The sequence below is a fragment of the Massilia sp. BAP21 genome, from assembly GCF_057801335.1.
This window is the reverse complement of the sequence record NZ_CM173596.1, coordinates 5,289,445-5,305,065: the sequence shown is the minus strand read 5'-3', so window position 1 is coordinate 5,305,065 and position 15,621 is coordinate 5,289,445. Positions and strand designations below refer to the sequence as shown.

The window sequence follows — 15,621 nt, the reverse complement described above, 5'->3', positions numbered from 1 at the left end:
GGGCGCACGCAAGATGAGAAGGCATACGCTCCTTGTTCATTGCCAGACTAAGTGAATGGCCGATCCAGTCAAGGAAAAGCGCGTATGAGTACCGGACGCAACCACGACAAAAGCTCACCAGCCACGCCGATTCACGGCGAGCAATCCTGCAGGGCATGCTGAAGGCTCGCATTACCTGGAACGGTGATCGAAGTGGGCTGCTCACATCTGGCTTGGCGTACCCGGCCTTTCCTGGCTATGTGTTCCGCTCAACGCAAGGCGCTGCACTGGCGGTCGGCAGGGTCGTGCGGCAGATGTGCAAGGATGGCCACCTGCAACGTGATTTTGGCAAGGGCTACCACCTGACGATAGCGGGCGCCGCTGCGGCTGCCGAGGTATCAATCGAAGAACAGATGGTCTAGGAAAACTAGCGCCTAGCGGTGCCCGTAGCCGACCGACTGTCGGCATTCTGGAGAACATACATGGGCGAGTGGCCGGAATATTTTGAGGATTTTCCAGCGGAAAATCTTGGCCACTACGTTACCGGAAAATTCGACCCCGCAGGCGCAAAGGCGCATCGTGTGAGACAGGATAAGGTTGCGGGCGATCAGAAGCGTCTGAACGCCGAAATTGCTGCAATTGTTGAGAAGCACAAAAAGCCAAACTGACCGCGGAAAGACGAAAAATGCCCCTTAAAGGTTTTACGAAAGTTGCACTATTTGCCGTAGCCATTGGTCATGCAAGCCACACGATTGCAGCAGAGGCAAATACAGGTGTTACCGCTTTGTCGAGGAAGGTAGAGTCAATTGGCATGGGTTCGACGCGGGCCTCGGTCATCACTACCCTAGGTTCGCCTTCGAGCGTTATTACGCCTGGAAAGTTAAAGGCAAATGATATCGAACGCGGACCCGAGATCGAATACGTTCTGACTTGGGACAATCCAGGCTACTCGCGCATCGAGATATTTTTCAATGCACGCAATCAGGTCACAGGAACCGATGCCGGCCGGTTGTGTGCTTACCCAATGAAGCCCCTGGCTGCGAGCTACTCGTGCGCGAAGCCATCCAACGCTAAGTACTGCCGCTGACGGTAGACTAAGCGAAAACCTAGGAAAGGTCCAACCGGACCGGTGCAACCAGGAGTGCGGCGGCAAAGGTCCCGCCAGCCGCGTCCGCCAGCGTTGCCGCAGCGCCGCCACCCAAGGGCCGGACCGCCGTTTGCGCGCGCTGCCCTGCCGCCAAGCCCAGTGCCGGGAAAGTCCAGCTACCAGCTGCAAATCGTACCTTGGGGAGTCGTCTACGTGGATGGGGTCGATCATGGTGACAGCCCGCCGCTCAGGCGCCTGCCGCTGACACCGGGAAAGCACACGATCCGGATCACGAATCCTAAGTACCGCGACACTGTCCTGGAATTCGAGAGCGCACAGACCACCAGCAATGGGAAGATCATCGTCGACTTTGCCGACGACCCCCAGTAAGCAGAGCGTTCGCGCCACCTGCGCGGCGGATTCGCGCGTATGGGCACATCGTCGGTCCTGCCAACATGGTTCTTGCCGGCCGAATCTTTAACCGCATGGTTGGGACCTGGGGCCAGCGTCCGTTCAGCAGCCAGGTTGATGCATTGTTACAATAACGAGATGCGGCCCCTGGCCCTACAGCACGATCGAACTATATGCCACGCATCGTCTTTGGGCGGCAAAACCCTCTTCCAAAAGAGCTGGTGCTCCTGAAAATAATCAGGGAACGCCTATTCGAATAAGCGAAATAATGATTTCAAAGGTATGGCTCGCATTGGGCAAGCTCGTGTTCCTGTTACTGTTGACGATCGTGCTGGGCTACGGCGTCGCTGCCTGGAGAGTCGTGCAGTTTGGAAATGAACGTTCTAACGAATCGGCCGATGCGGCAGTGGTACTTGGCGCTGCCGCCTGGGGCGATCAGCCGTCCCCTGTGTACCGGGAGCGTCTCAATGAGGCACTGATCCTCTACCAGACGGGGCGGGTTCGTCGGATCATCTTCACCGGTGGGACACCGAAACCGGGCTATCCGACCGAGGCGGAAGTAGGCCAGAAATTCGCTCTGGCCAACGGAATCCCTGCCAAGGCCATCCTGCTCGACACCGAATCGCGCAGCACGTGGCAAAACCTGACCAATGCCAAGAAACTGGTGACAGCTGCGAAGTTGGACACGGTGCTCCTGGTAAGCGACCCGCTCCACATGCGCAGAGCCATGCGCATGGCGACCGATATCGGATTGCACGCAAAACCGGCGCCCACCACATCGAGCCGTTTCCAATCATGGCGTTATTGGAGCAACTTCTTGTGGCGCGAAACCTCGCTTTATCTTGCCTATATCGTGTTCAAAAAGCTGACCTAGCATTGATCGCCATTGCGATCGCCACCATCGCCAGACCAGAAGCATCAGCACGGCTCACAGCGGCGACCTGTCTGTTGAAGCCGCAAAATGAAAAACGCCGGCGCGACGCACATCGCAACCGGCGTTTTGCGCAGGGCAGGACTTAGAACGCAGCGATACCGGTTTGTGCACGGCCCAGGATCAGGGCGTGGATATCGTGCGTACCTTCATAGGTATTCACCACTTCCAGGTTCACCATGTGGCGAATAATCCCGAACTCGTCCGAGATACCATTCCCACCCAGCATGTCGCGCGCAGTACGGGCGATGTCCAGCGACTTGCCGCAGGAATTGCGCTTCATGATCGAGGTGATCTCGACCGCCGCCGTGCCTTCGTCTTTCATGCGGCCCAGGCGCAGGCAGCCTTGCAGGCCCAGCGTGATTTCGGTCTGCATGTCGGCCAGTTTCTTTTGTACCAGCTGGTTTGCCGCCAGGGGTTTGCCGAACTGGTTGCGGTCCATGGTGTACTGGCGCGCCGTGTGCCAGCAGGCTTCGGCTGCACCCAGTGCCCCCCAGGCGATGCCGTAGCGCGCCGAGTTCAGGCAGGTGAACGGACCCTTCAGGCCGCGCACGTCCGGGAAGGCGTTTTCTTCGGGGCAGAACACATTGTCCATCACGATCTCGCCGGTAATCGACGAACGCAGGCCGAACTTGCCGTGGATCGCCGGGGCCGACAAACCTTCCATACCCTTTTCCAGCACGAAGCCACGGATCGCACCTTCGTCATCCTTGGCCCAGACCACGAACACATCCGCCACCGGCGAATTCGTGATCCACATCTTCGAGCCGGTCAGCGAGTAACCGCCGTCGACCTTGCGCGCACGGGTCACCATCGAGCCTGGATCGGAACCGTGGTTCGGCTCGGTCAAACCGAAGCAGCCAATCCACTCGCCGGTCGCCAGCTTCGGCAGATACTTCTGCTTGGTCGCTTCGTTACCGAACTCGTAGATCGGCACCATCACCAGCGACGACTGCACGCTCATCATCGAGCGGTAGCCCGAATCGACACGCTCGACTTCGCGCGCGATCAGGCCGTAGGCGACGTAGTTCAGGCCGGGACCGCCGTACTGTTCCGGAATAGTCGGGCCGAGCAGGCCCAGTTCGCCCATCTCGCGGAAGATCGAGGTGTCCATGGTCTCGTGGCGGAAGGCCTCGAGGATGCGCGGCTGCAGCTTGTCCTGGCAGTAGGCGGCTGCGGCGTCGCGCACCATGCGCTCTTCGTCGGTCAGTTGCTGGTCCAGCAGCAGGGGATCGTCCCAGTGGAAAGCCGTTTTGGTCATGATGGTCTCTTTGTCAAAAATGGTTTACATGTTCGGGTAGTTCGGGCCGCCGCCGCCTTCCGGCGTCACCCAGACGATGTTCTGGGTCGGGTCCTTGATGTCGCAGGTCTTGCAGTGCACGCAGTTCTGGGCATTGATCTGCAGGCGGTCCTCGCCCGCGTCGCTCTTCACGTATTCGTAGACGCCGGCAGGGCAGTAGCGCCCCTCCGGTCCCGCGTACTTGGCCAGGTTGATCTGCACCGGCACCGCCGGGTTCTTCAGCGTCAGGTGCACCGGCTGGTCTTCGGCGTGGTTCGTGTTCGAGATGAACACCGACGACAGCTTGTCGAAGGTGAGCTTCCCGTCCGGCTTCGGGTACACGATCGGCTGGAAGTCCGAGGCAGGGCGCAGGCATTCGTGGTCCGCGTGCTTGTGGCGCAGGGTCCAGGGCGCCTTGCCCTTGAAGATCATCTGGTCGATGCCGGTCATGACGGTGCCCAGGTACAGGCCCTTGCTCATCCATGGCTTGAAGTTGCGGGCAACGTAGAGCTCTTCGTGCAGCCACGATTGCTTGAACGCGGCCGGGTAGCTGCTCAATTCATCGTGCTGGCGGCCCGCGCCCAGGGCCGCGAAGGCCGATTCCGCCGCCAGCATGCCGGTCTTGATCGCGCCATGGCTGCCCTTGATTCGGCTGGTGTTCAGGAAGCCGGCGTCGCAGCCGATCAGGCAGCCGCCCGGGAACACGGTTTTCGGCAGCGACTGCAACCCGCCCGCCGTGATCGCGCGCGCACCATACGAGATACGCTTGCCGCCTTCGAAGAAGTGGCGGATCGCCGGATGCGTTTTATAGCGCTGGAATTCCTCGTACGGCGACAGGTACGGGTTCTGGTAAGCCAGGCCCACCACGAAGCCCACCGCCACCTGGTTGTTCTCCAGGTGATACAGGAAGGAGCCGCCGTAGGTGTCGTTATCGAGCGGCCAGCCGGCCGTGTGGATCACCAGGCCCGGCTTGTGCTTGGCCGGGTCGATCTCCCACAGTTCCTTGATGCCGATGCCGTAGGTCTGCGGATCGGTGTCCTTGTTCAGCTCATACTTGGCCATCAGCTGCTTGCCAAGATGGCCGCGCGAACCTTCGGCGAAGAAGGTGTACTTCGCGTGCAGCTCCATGCCGAGCTGGAAGTCCGGACCCGGTTCGCCGTCGCGCTTCACGCCCATGTTCCCGGTGGCCACGCCCTTGACCGAGCCGTCCTCGTTGTAGAGGATCTCGGCGGCAGGGAAGCCAGGGAAGATCTCGACGCCCAGGCTTTCCGCCTGCTGGCCCAGCCAGCGCGTGACGTTGGCCAGCGAAATCACGTAGTTGCCGTGATTGGTCAGCATCTTCGGCACCATGAAACCGGGCGTGCGGATCGCCTTGGTCTCGGTGAGGAACAGCACCTGGTCCTCGGTCACCGGGGTGTGCAGCGGCGCGCCGAGCTCTTTCCAGTTCGGGAAGAGTTCATTGAGCGCGATCGGGTCCATCACCGCGCCCGACAGGATGTGGGCGCCGATCTCGCCGCCTTTTTCCAGCACGCAGACCGACACTTCCTGGCCTTTGTCGTTTGCGAGCTGCTTCAGGCGAATCGCGGCCGACAAGCCCGCAGGCCCGCCGCCGACGATCACCACGTCGTATTCCATCGACTCGCGCGGACCGTATTCTTCCAACAGACTCATATCAAAGCTCCGATCAGCGCGCGAAATACAGATCGTGCAGGTGGTCCAGGCTGACCTCGGACGCGGCCTGCGACAGCACCACTTTACCGCTCTGCATCAGGTACACGTGGTCGGCCACGCCCACCGCGCGGTGGGTGTTCTGCTCGACCAGGATGATGGTGCGGCCATCCTGCTTCAGGCGTCCCAAGATCTCGAACAGTTCGTTCACCATCACCGGCGCCAGGCCGAGCGACGGCTCGTCGATGATCAGGACCTTCGGGTCGCTCATCAGGCCGCGCGCCATCGCCAGCATCTGCGCTTCGCCGCCCGAGAGCGAACCGGCCAGCTGCTTGCGGCGCTCGCGCAGGCGCGGGAACATGACATACGACTTTTCCAGGTTGGCCGCGGCGCCTGCGCGGTGCTGGGGCGAGAACGCGCCCATCATCAGGTTTTCCTCGACTGTCATGTCGCGGAAGACCATGCGGCCTTCCGGGATCATGGCCATCGACACCAGGTTCATGTCCCAGGTCGGCATGCCATTCAGTGGCTTGCCATCCAGGGTGATCGAACCCTGCGACACCGGGATCAGGCCCATGATGGCGCGCAGCAGGGTGGTCTTGCCGGCGCCGTTCTGGCCGATGATGGTGGTCAGCTTACCTGGCTGGACGCTCAGCGACAGGTCCCACAGCACGTTGATGGCGCCGTAGCCCGCGCGTACGTTTTGAACTTCTAACATCTCAGCCTCCCGTATAACTCTTGATGACGGCCGGGTCGCTGAACACCTGGGCCGGCGTGCCCTCGGCAATCAGCCCGCCGAAGTTCAGCACGGCGACGCGTTCGCACAGATTGCTGATGGTCTCGATGTCGTGCTCGATGATCACGATCCCGACCGAGAACTCCTTGTGCAAGTCCTTCAGCATGTTCATAAAGGCGCGCTTGCCGTTGGTTTCCAGGCCGGCCAGCACTTCGTCCAGCAGCAGCAGCTTCGGATTGGTCGACAGGGCTTTCGCCACTTCCAAGGCTTTGAGTTCCGTCAGCGCGAGACCCGTGGATGCGTCGCGTTCCGACTTGGCCGCCAGGTTGGTAAAGGCCAGGATCTCGTCGATGCGTTTCTGGTTGATGGAACCGGTGCCGAAGCGCTGGGCCACTTCCAGGTTCTGGCGCACCGTCAGTTCGTGCATCGGCTGCGGGATCTGGAAGGTACGGCCGATGCCCATGCGGGCACGCTGGTACATCGGCGCCTTCAGCACGTCGGTGCCGTTGAAGACGATGCGGCCGGTGGTCGGGCGTACCAGGCCGGAAATGGCGTTGAACAGGGTGGTCTTGCCGGCGCCGTTGGCGCCGACCAGGCCGACGACGTCGCCGGTACCCACCGACAGGGTCACGTCATTGACCGCCGTGAGGCCGCCGAAGCGGACGGTGACGTTTTCAAGCTGCAGCATCTTTTTTCCTCTTGAACTTGCGGAACAGGCCAAGCAGGCCATCCGGGCTGGCGATGATCATCACCACCAGGACCAGGCCGAGCACCAGCTGGTGGCCGGTCGGCATGATGTTCTTCACGAACAGCTGGTCGACCAGGTAGACCACGACGGCGCCGATCAGCGGGCCGGTAATCGTACGGTAGCCGCCGAAGATGGCCGCCACGATCGGGATCGTCACCCACAGCGCACTGAAGGCGTAATCCGGCTCGAGGAAGTTGATGTAGTGGGCGTTGAAGGCGCCGACCACGCCGCACATGAAGGCCGACACCAGCAGCATCAGCGCTTTCAGCAGGGTGTTGTTCACGCCCACCACGCGGGTTGCGTCTTCGCTGTCGTGCATGGCGCGCAGGGCCAGGCCTTGCGGGCTGCGGCGGATGCGGTCGTAAATCCACGCAAACACCAGCACGATGGTGAGGATCACCAGGTAGTTGCCGATCTTGGTCGAGAAGTCGATCCCGAACAGGGTCGGCAGCTGCGGAATGCTGGCGATGCCGGCCGAACCGCCGGTCACCGATTGCCATTCGGTGGCGAGGATGCGGAAGATGTGGGCATAGGCCAAAATCGCCAGTGCGAAGTAGGGGCCGCGCAGGCGCAGCACCGGCAGCATCAGCACCGCCGACACCACGGCGCCAACGCCGCCCATCAGCAGGCCGAGGAAGATCGGCAGGCCGTGCTGCATGCTCAGCACCGCCGACGTGTAGGCGCCGACGCCGAAGAAGGCCGCGTGGCCGAAGCTCACCATGCCGCCTAGGTTACCGAGCAGGGCCCACGACAGGGCGATTCCGCCGATGACGAGCGAGGCGATCACCAGCGACATCACATAGGCGTCGCCGCCCAGCAGTACCGGGACCAGGATATACACCGCCAGCAGGACGGCGATCAGTAGCTTGTTAATTTTCATCCGCGCCTCCGGGCAGCACCAAACAGACCGTTCGGCATGACGAACAACACCAGCAGGAACAGACCCATGCCGGCCAACTCTTGCAGCGCCGAGCTGGCGAGCGTGACGGTGAGCGACTCGGCAATGCCCAGCAGGACTGCGCCGATCAGCACGCCCGGGATCGAGCCGATACCGGCCAGCACGGTGATGATGAAGGCTTTCACGGTCAGCACGCCGCCGTAGGCCGGGGTGATCACGCCGTACGAGAAGAGCGCGACGCCGGCGAAGGCGGCCAGGATGCCGGCCACGATGAACGACACCAGTTCCGTCTTGCCCGGGTTGATGCCCATGAGTTTGGCGGCGTCGCGGTTGCTCGACACGGCGCGCACGGCGCGGCCATACCAGGAGCGCGACAGCCACCACCAGAGAGCGACGATCAGCACGATGCTCACGCCGAAGAACAGCACTTCGGAGCGCATCGAGTACAGTTCGCCGACCACGAAGGCTTCCTGCATCCAGCTCGAGCTGGTGGCGCGCACGTCGGCGCTCCAGATCATCAGCACCAGGTTGGTGAGGATCACACCGACGCCATAGGTCAGGGTGAGCGAGTTGATTTCGCGGTTGGTCTTGATTTTGCCGACCACGAAGTAAAGAAGGGCGGAGGTGATCGTCACGATGATCACCGCGGCCGGGATGGCCATGATTGGATTCCAGCCGAGTTTCGATTCGACCGTGTAGGCGATGTACGCCGCCAGCAGTACCAGTTCGCCGTGTGCCAGGTTGATCACTTTCATGGCGCCGAAGACCAGCGCCAGGCCAAGTGCGATCAGGGCGTACGACCCGCCCTGTAACAGCCCGGAATACACGGCTTGTAAGATCAAGTCCGTCATTTCTGCATTCCCATCGAATTCATTCGGGCAGGGGAGTCCTGCCCGCGTACTTCAAACCACAGGCTGCAGGCGCACTAACTATATATAGAGAGGGCGCCTGCGAGAAGCTTGTTACCAAGGCACGCCAGGGAATTTCGGCTTGGCGGTAGCCGCTTCCTTCGGCCACACCAGTTCGACCTTCTTGCCCTGGTGCTGGCCCATGCGCTGGGTGAAGTTCTTGTTGTCGCCGTTGGCGTCGAACTGCACGCGGCCGATCAGGGTCTGCTTGTCGGTCTTGCGCATTTCTTCGATCACGCCGCCCTTCTTGATGGTGCCCTTGTCGGCGGCGCGTGCGATCGCTTCGAACAGCAGCATCGACTGCACGTAGCCGAACTGGCCCAAGTAGTCAGGCTCCTTGTTCAGCAGCGATTTGTAGGCGTCGCCAAAGGCCTTGCCGTCCGGCGAGGTGAAGGTGACAGGGAAGGGCAGCACGGCGGTGCCGTACACGTTCGGCATCAGGTCCGGGAAGTCGGCCGCCATTTTCGGGGTGGCCAGCGACCACACGCCGGCGATCGCCTTGACGTTTGGTTTCAGCACGCGGGCGGCGCGCAGGATGCCGACGTATTCGTTTTCATAGCCGACCATGGCGATGAATTCCGAACGGTCGCGCAGCTTGACCTTGTTCAGGATAGGCTTGAAGTCGGTAATCGCCGGGTCGAAGGCGTGCATGCCGACCTTGATGCCCTTGGCACCCAGGGTCTTCTCGACGTCGGCAGCCAGGCCGTGGGTCGCATCCTTGGTCGAGTAGATGATCGAGACCGACTTCACGCCCAGGTCGCTGATCAAACCGACCAGGGCTTTCTGGTAGCCCTCGGTGTTATTAATACGGAAGAAGTTCTTGCGGCCGGCTTTCACCAGGCCGTCATCGACGCCGCCCGAGGTGATGTAGGCCAGGCCCAGTTTATTCGCCGCGTCCGACGCAGGCGAGATGTTGTTCGAGCCGTAGCCGCCGGTCACGGCGACCACGCCCTGGCTGGCCAGCTTCTCGACTGCGGCAACTGCCTTGGCCGGCGCCGATTCGTCGTCGACGGTGACCAGCTTGATGGTGTGCTTGCCGTTGGTCTTGTTGAAGACTTCCGCGGCGACGCGGATGCCTTCCTGCGTGCCCATGCCGACGCGGGCCAGTGGGCCGGTCAACGGGATCTGCACGCCGACCAGGAATTCTTCGGCGCTTGCCGACCCTGCGCTCAAAGCTGCAAATACTGCGAGGGCGATTGTTTTAGCCTTGCTCATTGTCTCCACCTATTCAGATTGTTGCCACGAATCGGATCCCGTTGCGGGGACCGGGTTTGTCTGCGATGGCCCGGGGTGCCGGACTCTCGCATGTTCTTGTCATCAGCCGATGTTGCGGCCCATGCTCATTTCTACATTTCGTACCAGTTGCACCAGGCGCGGGCCGAGGTCCTCGATCAGCTTCTCCTGCGGCAGCAGGAAGGCCGGGCCGCCGCAGTTGAAGGCCATCGATTTGGGCGTGTCGGGGTCGACCAGCGGCACTCCGACGGCGCTGATGTTCGCGTCCCAGTAGCCCGACGACAGCACGAAGCCGCGGTCCTGGAAGTCCTTGAAGCCTTGTTCGATGTCGGCCTTGATCTTCGGCCAGTTGGTTTCCGCATGCAGGCGGATGTGGTCCATCAGGAAGTCGCGGTCGGCCTGGGGCAGGCCGCACAAATAGGCCTTGCCCATCGCGGTGGTCGCCAGCGGAATGCGCGAACCGGCGTCGCGGCGCAGGGTAACGGCGGCGCTGCCGCGGCAGGCCTCCACGTACACCATGTGCAGGCGGTCGCGGATGCCGATGGCCACCGAGCACTGCGCGTATTCGGCCAGTTCCTGCATGCCGGGGCGGGCGAGTTTGCGCACGTCGAGGTTCGCCAGCAGCGTGTAGCCGAGCGCGAGAACGGGCGCGCCGAGCTGGTAGCGGCCCTGTTCGGGCGAGTAATTCAGGTAGCCGAGTTTGGTCAGCGTGTAGGTCAGGCGGGAGATGGTGGGCTTCGGCATGGCCGTGCGCTTGGCCATCTCGCTGTTGCTGAGGTAAGCCTCGCCGGGACGGAAGCAGCGCAGGATCTCGAGCCCACGCGCCAGGGCAGTCACGAATTGACGGTCCTTGGCATTCTCTTCCTCAGTGTATGACTGGATTTCTTCCATCTCATTGTCTCCGTTGCCCAGCATCTTTGGCTGAGTCTGGAAATGATGATCACATATCAAAAACCGGGGTGTCAACAGTTTTGTGAAATGGTCGTTCGCACTGCGAAACAGTGAATATTGACGTTCCTATGACGGATGGGTAAATCCGGGTTCGGTATGCGGATTTGTGGTTTTCTGGACGTGAAATCGGGGCCGGCGAGACGTTTACATTCGCGCCAAAAATGGGTTATCGTTGAATTCGCTGCAAGATGCAAAACACAATTTCGCACAGCGAACCAACTACAAGGAGACAGGACACATGAATTCCGGCGCAAACGCACAAGTCGCAGCTCAGGTCGCTCGTGAGCAGCATGGCGACATCCTTCTGGTCAGCATCGACAACCCGCCCGTCAATGCCCTCGGCGTGGATGTGCGCCGTGGCCTGCTCGAGGCCATCGAAGCCGCCGACGCCGATCCTGCGGTGAAGGCCGTGCTGATCGTCGGCGCGGGCCGCAACTTCATCGGCGGCGCCGACATCCGCGAATTCGGCAAGCCGCCGATGGCGCCGGCCCTGCCCGACGTCTGCAACCGCATCGAAGCCTCGACCAAGCCGGTGGTTGCCGCCATCAATGGCGTCGCCCTCGGCGGCGGCCTGGAAGTGGCCCTGTCCGCGCACTACCGCGTGGCCCTGCCGACCGCCAGGTTCGGCCTGCCTGAAGTCGCCCTCGGCCTGCTGCCGGGCGCCGGCGGTACCCAGCGTACCCCGCGCCTGATCGGCGCACAAGCCGCTTTGGACCTGATGCTCACCGGCCGCCACGCCAGCGCCAGGGAAGCCGAAAAGCTCGGCCTGGTCGACCGCATCGTCGAAGGCGACGACCCGGTGGCCGTGGGCCTCACCTATGCCCAGGAACTGCTGGACGCAAAAGCGCCGGTGCGCCGCACGCGCGACGCCGAAGCCCTGGCTGACCGCGCAGCGCAAAGCGCCGTGGTCGACGCCGCGCGTACCGACACTGCCAAGAAATCGCGCGGCCTGTTTTCGCCCTTGAAGATCGTCGACGCGGTGCAGGGCGCCATCGACCTGCCGTTCGACGAAGGCCTGGCGCTGGAACGCAAGCTCTTCATCGAATGCCTGGACAGCCCGCAGCGCGCCGGCCTGGTGCATGCCTTCTTCGCCGAGCGCGAAACCGCGAAGTCGCCGGAAACCCGCGATGCGAAACCACGCGCGATTGCCAGCGTCGGCATCGTCGGCGGCGGCACGATGGGCGCCGGTATTGCCGTTGCGGCCCTCGACGCTGGCCTGCCGGTGACCATGATCGAGCGCGACGAAGAAGCACTGGCACGCGGCCGCAAGAACGTGGAAAAAGTCTACGATGGCCTGGTCAAGAAGGGCCGCATGACGGAAGAGGGCAAGACCGCCGTCATGGCGCGCTGGACCGGCAGCACCGCCTACGATGCGCTGGCCAATGTCGACCTCGTCATCGAAGCCGTGTTCGAAGAGATGGGCGTGAAGAAGGCCGTCTTCGCCGAACTGGATCGCGTCTGCAAGCAGGGCGCCGTGCTGGCCACGAACACCTCCTACCTCGACATCAACGAGATCGCCGACAGCGTCTCGCGTCCGCAAGACGTGATCGGCCTGCACTTCTTCTCGCCGGCGAACATCATGAAGCTGCTCGAGATCGTCGTGCCTGCGAAAGTATCGAGCGACGTGGTCGCCACCGCCTTCGAGCTGGCCAAGAAGCTGAAGAAGACCCCGGTCCGTGCCGGCGTCTGCGACGGCTTCATCGGCAACCGCATCCTGGCTGTCTACGGCCAGGCCGCGCACTACATGATGGAAGACGGCGCCTCCCCGTACCAGATCGACAAGGCGCTGCGCGACTTCGGTTACCCGATGGGCCCATTCCAGGTGTCCGACCTGGCCGGCGGCGACATCGGCTGGGCCACCCGCAAGCGCCGCGCCGCCACGCGCGACCCGAAAGCGCGCTACGTGCAGATCGCCGACCGCATCGCCGAGCGCGGCTGGTTCGGCCAGAAGACCGGCCGCGGCTACTACCTGTATCCGGAAGGCGCGCGCATCGGCACGCCGGACCCGGAAGTCGAAGCCATCATCGACGCCGAGCGGGAGCGCGCCGGCGTCACCCCGCGTGAATTCTCGGACGAGGAAATCGTGCGCCGCTACCTGGCCGCGATGATCAACGAGGGCGCGAACGTGGTGCACCAGGGGATCGCCCTGCGTCCGCTCGATGTGGACGTGACCTTCGTGCACGGCTACGGCTTCCCGCGCTACCGCGGCGGCCCGATGAAGTATGCCGATACCGTCGGCCTGCCGAAGATCCTCGCCGACATCCAGGAATTCGCGAAGGAAGACCCGATCTTCTGGCAGCCGTCGCCACTGCTGGTGGAGCTGGTCGAGAAGGGCCAGGACTTCAGCAGCCTGAATCAAATCAAGTAAATAGAACAACCTAGGAGACTCGCCATGCGCGAAGCAGTCATCGTTTCAACCGCCCGCACCCCGCTGACCAAGGCGCACCGCGGCGAATTCAACATCACCTCCGGCCCGCAACTGGCCGCCTTTGCCGTGCGCGCCGCAGTGGACCGCGCCGGTATCGACCCGGCCCTGATCGAAGACGCGATCCTCGGCTGCGGCTACCCGGAAGGCACCACTGGCCGTAACGTCGCGCGCCAGACCGTGATCCGCGCCGGCCTGCCGATCAGCATCGCCGGCACCACCGTGAACCGCTTCTGCGCCTCGGGCCTGCAGGCGATTGCCATCGGCGCCGGCCGCATCGTGGTCGACGGCGCACCGGCCGTGATCGCAGGCGGCGTGGAAAGCATCTCGCAGATCCGCACCCGCGAAAAGGGCGACTCGGGCATCGACCCGTGGATCCTCGAGAACAAGCCGGAACTCTACCTGCCGATGATCGACACCGCCGACATCGTCGCCGCCCGCTACGGCATCAGCCGCGAAGCGCAGGACCGCTTCTCGTTCGAATCGCAGCGCAAGACCGAAGAAGCCCAGCTGGCCGGCCGCTACAAGGACGAGATCATCGCCTGCACCACGACCATGTCGGTCACCGACAAGGAAACCGGCGCCGTCACCCAGCGCGAAGTGACCGTCGACCAGGACACCTGCAACCGCCGCGGCACCACCTACGAAGGTCTTGCGAAATTGGCCCCGGTGATGGGTGAAGGTAAATTCATCACCGCAGGCAATGCATCCCAGCTGTCGGACGGCGCCTCGGCCTGCGTGATGATGGAAGCGAAGGAAGCCGAACGCCTCGGCTTGACGCCGCTCGGCGCCTTCCGTGGCCTGGCCGTCGCCGGTTGCGAGCCCGACGAAATGGGCATCGGCCCGGTGTTCGCGGTGCCGAAACTGCTTGGCCGCTTCGGCCTCACCGTCGACGACATCGGCCTGTGGGAGCTGAACGAAGCCTTTGCGTCGCAAGCCATCTACTGCCAGCAGCGCCTCGGCATCCCCGACGAGCGCCTGAACGTGAACGGCGGCGCCATCTCGATTGGCCACCCGTTCGGCATGACCGGCGCGCGCCTGGCCGGCCACGTCCTGTTGGAAGGCAAGCGTCGTGGCGTGAAGTACGCTGTGGTCACGATGTGCATCGCCGGCGGCATGGGCGCGGCTGGCCTGTTCGAGATTTTCTGAGGATAGTCATGGATCTGAATTTTACCCCCCAAGAAGAAGCATTCCGCGCCGAAGTACGCGCCTTCCTGGCCGAGAAGCTGCCGAAGCGCTTGTCGGATAAAGTCGCCAACGGCAAGCACCTGACCAAGGCCGACATGGAAGAGTGGCACGCGATCCTGAACGAGCGCGGCTGGCTGGCGAACCACTGGCCGGAGCAGTACGGCGGCCCAGGCTGGACCGCGATCGAGAAGTTCATCTTCGAGAACGAGTGCGCGCTGGCGAACTCGCCGCGCATCGTGCCCTTCGGCGTCAACATGCTGGGCCCGGTCCTGATCAAGTACGGTAACGAAGCACAGAAGCAGTACTGGCTGCCGCGCATCCTGAGCGGCGCCGACTGGTGGTGCCAGGGTTATTCGGAACCAGGCGCCGGCTCCGACCTGGCGGCCGTGAAGACCACCGCCGTGCGCGGTACCGATGCCGAGGGCGACCACTACATCGTGAACGGCCAGAAGACCTGGACCACGCTGGGCCAGCACGCCAACATGATCTTCTGCCTGGTACGCACGAACCGCGAAGCCAAGAAACAGGAAGGCATCAGCTTCCTGCTGGTGGACATGAACACGCCTGGCGTCGAAGTACGTCCGATCATCACGCTCGACGGCGAGCACGAAGTCAACGAAGTCTTCTTCACCGACGTGCGCGTACCGGCCGAGAACCTGGTCGGCGAAGAGAACCGCGGCTGGACCTGCGCCAAGTACCTGTTGACCTACGAGCGTACCAACATCGCCGGCGTCGGCTTCTCGGTGGCAGCCCTGGCGCGCCTGAAGCGCATCGCCGCCGAGCAGACCCGCAACGGCAAGCCGCTGACTGAAGATCCAACTTTTGCCAGCCGCCTGGCGCGCGTCGAGATCGACCTGGAAAACATGAAGACCACCAACCTGCGCGTGATCGCTGCGGTTGCCGGCGGCGGCGTGCCGGGTGCGGAGAGCTCGATGCTGAAGATTCGCGGCACCGAGATCCGCCAGGAGATCCTGTCGCTGACGCGCCGCGCGATGGGCGTGTATGCGCGTCCGTTCACCCAGGACATGCTGGACGCGGACTTCGCCGGCGAGCCATTCGGCCCGGACTTTGCGGCAGCGGCCACGGCGCAGTACTTCAACAATCGCAAGCTGTCGATCTTCGGCGGCTCCAACGAGATCCAGAAAAACATCATCTCCAAGATGATCCTCGGCCTGTAAG

General features: G+C 62.7%; 16 protein-coding genes. 8 read left to right on the top strand and 8 right to left on the bottom strand.

What is annotated here, in order from left to right; genetic code table 11:
- Nucleotides 1-32 precede the first annotated feature (32 nt).
- From ACWYRN_RS23205 to ACWYRN_RS23185, 5 genes are all read left to right on the top strand, one after another.
- On the top strand, nt 33-401 hold the full coding sequence (locus ACWYRN_RS23205) for a hypothetical protein (protein ID WP_488690168.1): 369 nt from the start codon (nt 33-35) through the stop codon (nt 399-401).
- A gap of 60 nt (nt 402-461) precedes the next feature.
- A complete protein-coding gene (locus tag ACWYRN_RS23200; RefSeq protein ID WP_488690167.1) occupies nt 462-647 on the top strand; it encodes a hypothetical protein in 186 nt (61 codons plus the stop codon).
- A gap of 17 nt (nt 648-664) precedes the next feature.
- Nucleotides 665-1,066 (top strand): hypothetical protein, encoded by a 402-nt coding sequence (locus tag ACWYRN_RS23195; RefSeq protein WP_488690166.1) that lies wholly within the window; start codon nt 665-667, stop codon nt 1,064-1,066.
- A 42-nt stretch (nt 1,067-1,108) separates the two neighbouring features.
- Nucleotides 1,109-1,456, top strand: coding sequence for a PEGA domain-containing protein (locus tag ACWYRN_RS23190; RefSeq protein ID WP_488690165.1), 348 nt, complete (start codon nt 1,109-1,111; stop codon nt 1,454-1,456).
- A gap of 289 nt (nt 1,457-1,745) precedes the next feature.
- Nucleotides 1,746-2,351: a YdcF family protein gene (locus tag ACWYRN_RS23185; RefSeq protein WP_488690164.1), complete on the top strand. Its 606-nt coding sequence runs from the start codon at nt 1,746-1,748 to the stop codon at nt 2,349-2,351.
- A 142-nt stretch (nt 2,352-2,493) separates the two neighbouring features.
- Here ACWYRN_RS23185 and ACWYRN_RS23180 read toward each other — a convergent pair whose 3' ends face one another.
- From ACWYRN_RS23180 to ACWYRN_RS23145, 8 genes are all read right to left on the bottom strand, one after another.
- Nucleotides 2,494-3,669, bottom strand: coding sequence for an acyl-CoA dehydrogenase (locus tag ACWYRN_RS23180; protein WP_488690163.1), 1,176 nt, complete (start codon nt 3,667-3,669; stop codon nt 2,494-2,496).
- 24 nt (nt 3,670-3,693) lie between these two features.
- Nucleotides 3,694-5,322 (bottom strand): electron transfer flavoprotein-ubiquinone oxidoreductase, encoded by a 1,629-nt coding sequence (locus ACWYRN_RS23175; RefSeq protein ID WP_488692873.1) that lies wholly within the window; start codon nt 5,320-5,322, stop codon nt 3,694-3,696.
- A gap of 49 nt (nt 5,323-5,371) precedes the next feature.
- Entirely contained in the window at nt 5,372-6,073 is a 702-nt protein-coding gene (locus tag ACWYRN_RS23170; RefSeq protein WP_229439692.1) for an ABC transporter ATP-binding protein, read from the bottom strand.
- A 1-nt stretch (nt 6,074) separates the two neighbouring features.
- The gene (locus ACWYRN_RS23165) at nt 6,075-6,779 is read right to left on the bottom strand and encodes an ABC transporter ATP-binding protein (protein WP_488690162.1); all 705 of its coding nucleotides are present in this window, start codon (nt 6,777-6,779) and stop codon (nt 6,075-6,077) included.
- A complete protein-coding gene (locus ACWYRN_RS23160; RefSeq protein WP_488690161.1) occupies nt 6,766-7,719 on the bottom strand; it encodes a branched-chain amino acid ABC transporter permease in 954 nt (317 codons plus the stop codon). The genes ACWYRN_RS23165 and ACWYRN_RS23160 overlap by 14 nt, the downstream gene beginning before the upstream one ends.
- Nucleotides 7,716-8,588 (bottom strand): branched-chain amino acid ABC transporter permease, encoded by an 873-nt coding sequence (locus ACWYRN_RS23155; RefSeq protein WP_229439695.1) that lies wholly within the window; start codon nt 8,586-8,588, stop codon nt 7,716-7,718. Before ACWYRN_RS23155 ends, ACWYRN_RS23160 begins: the two co-directional genes overlap by 4 nt.
- A gap of 111 nt (nt 8,589-8,699) precedes the next feature.
- Entirely contained in the window at nt 8,700-9,860 is a 1,161-nt protein-coding gene (locus ACWYRN_RS23150; protein ID WP_488690160.1) for an ABC transporter substrate-binding protein, read from the bottom strand.
- A gap of 102 nt (nt 9,861-9,962) precedes the next feature.
- A complete protein-coding gene (locus tag ACWYRN_RS23145) occupies nt 9,963-10,769 on the bottom strand; it encodes an IclR family transcriptional regulator (protein ID WP_488690159.1) in 807 nt (268 codons plus the stop codon).
- Between the two features lie 298 nt (nt 10,770-11,067).
- Here ACWYRN_RS23145 and ACWYRN_RS23140 point away from each other — a divergent pair, with 298 nt between their 5' ends.
- Genes ACWYRN_RS23140 through ACWYRN_RS23130 form a run of 3 tightly spaced genes read left to right on the top strand, consistent with a single transcriptional unit; the run spans nt 11,068 to nt 15,620 of the window.
- Nucleotides 11,068-13,197 carry a 3-hydroxyacyl-CoA dehydrogenase NAD-binding domain-containing protein gene (locus tag ACWYRN_RS23140; protein ID WP_488690158.1) on the top strand — a complete coding sequence of 710 codons (2,130 nt, stop codon included), beginning with the start codon at nt 11,068-11,070 and terminating at the stop codon, nt 13,195-13,197.
- A gap of 24 nt (nt 13,198-13,221) precedes the next feature.
- Nucleotides 13,222-14,403, top strand: a complete 1,182-nt coding sequence (locus ACWYRN_RS23135; protein ID WP_488690157.1) for an acetyl-CoA C-acyltransferase — start codon at nt 13,222-13,224, stop codon at nt 14,401-14,403.
- 8 nt (nt 14,404-14,411) lie between these two features.
- The gene (locus ACWYRN_RS23130; protein WP_488690156.1) at nt 14,412-15,620 is read left to right on the top strand and encodes an acyl-CoA dehydrogenase family protein; all 1,209 of its coding nucleotides are present in this window, start codon (nt 14,412-14,414) and stop codon (nt 15,618-15,620) included.
- The last annotated feature ends 1 nt before the right edge of the window (nt 15,621 follow it).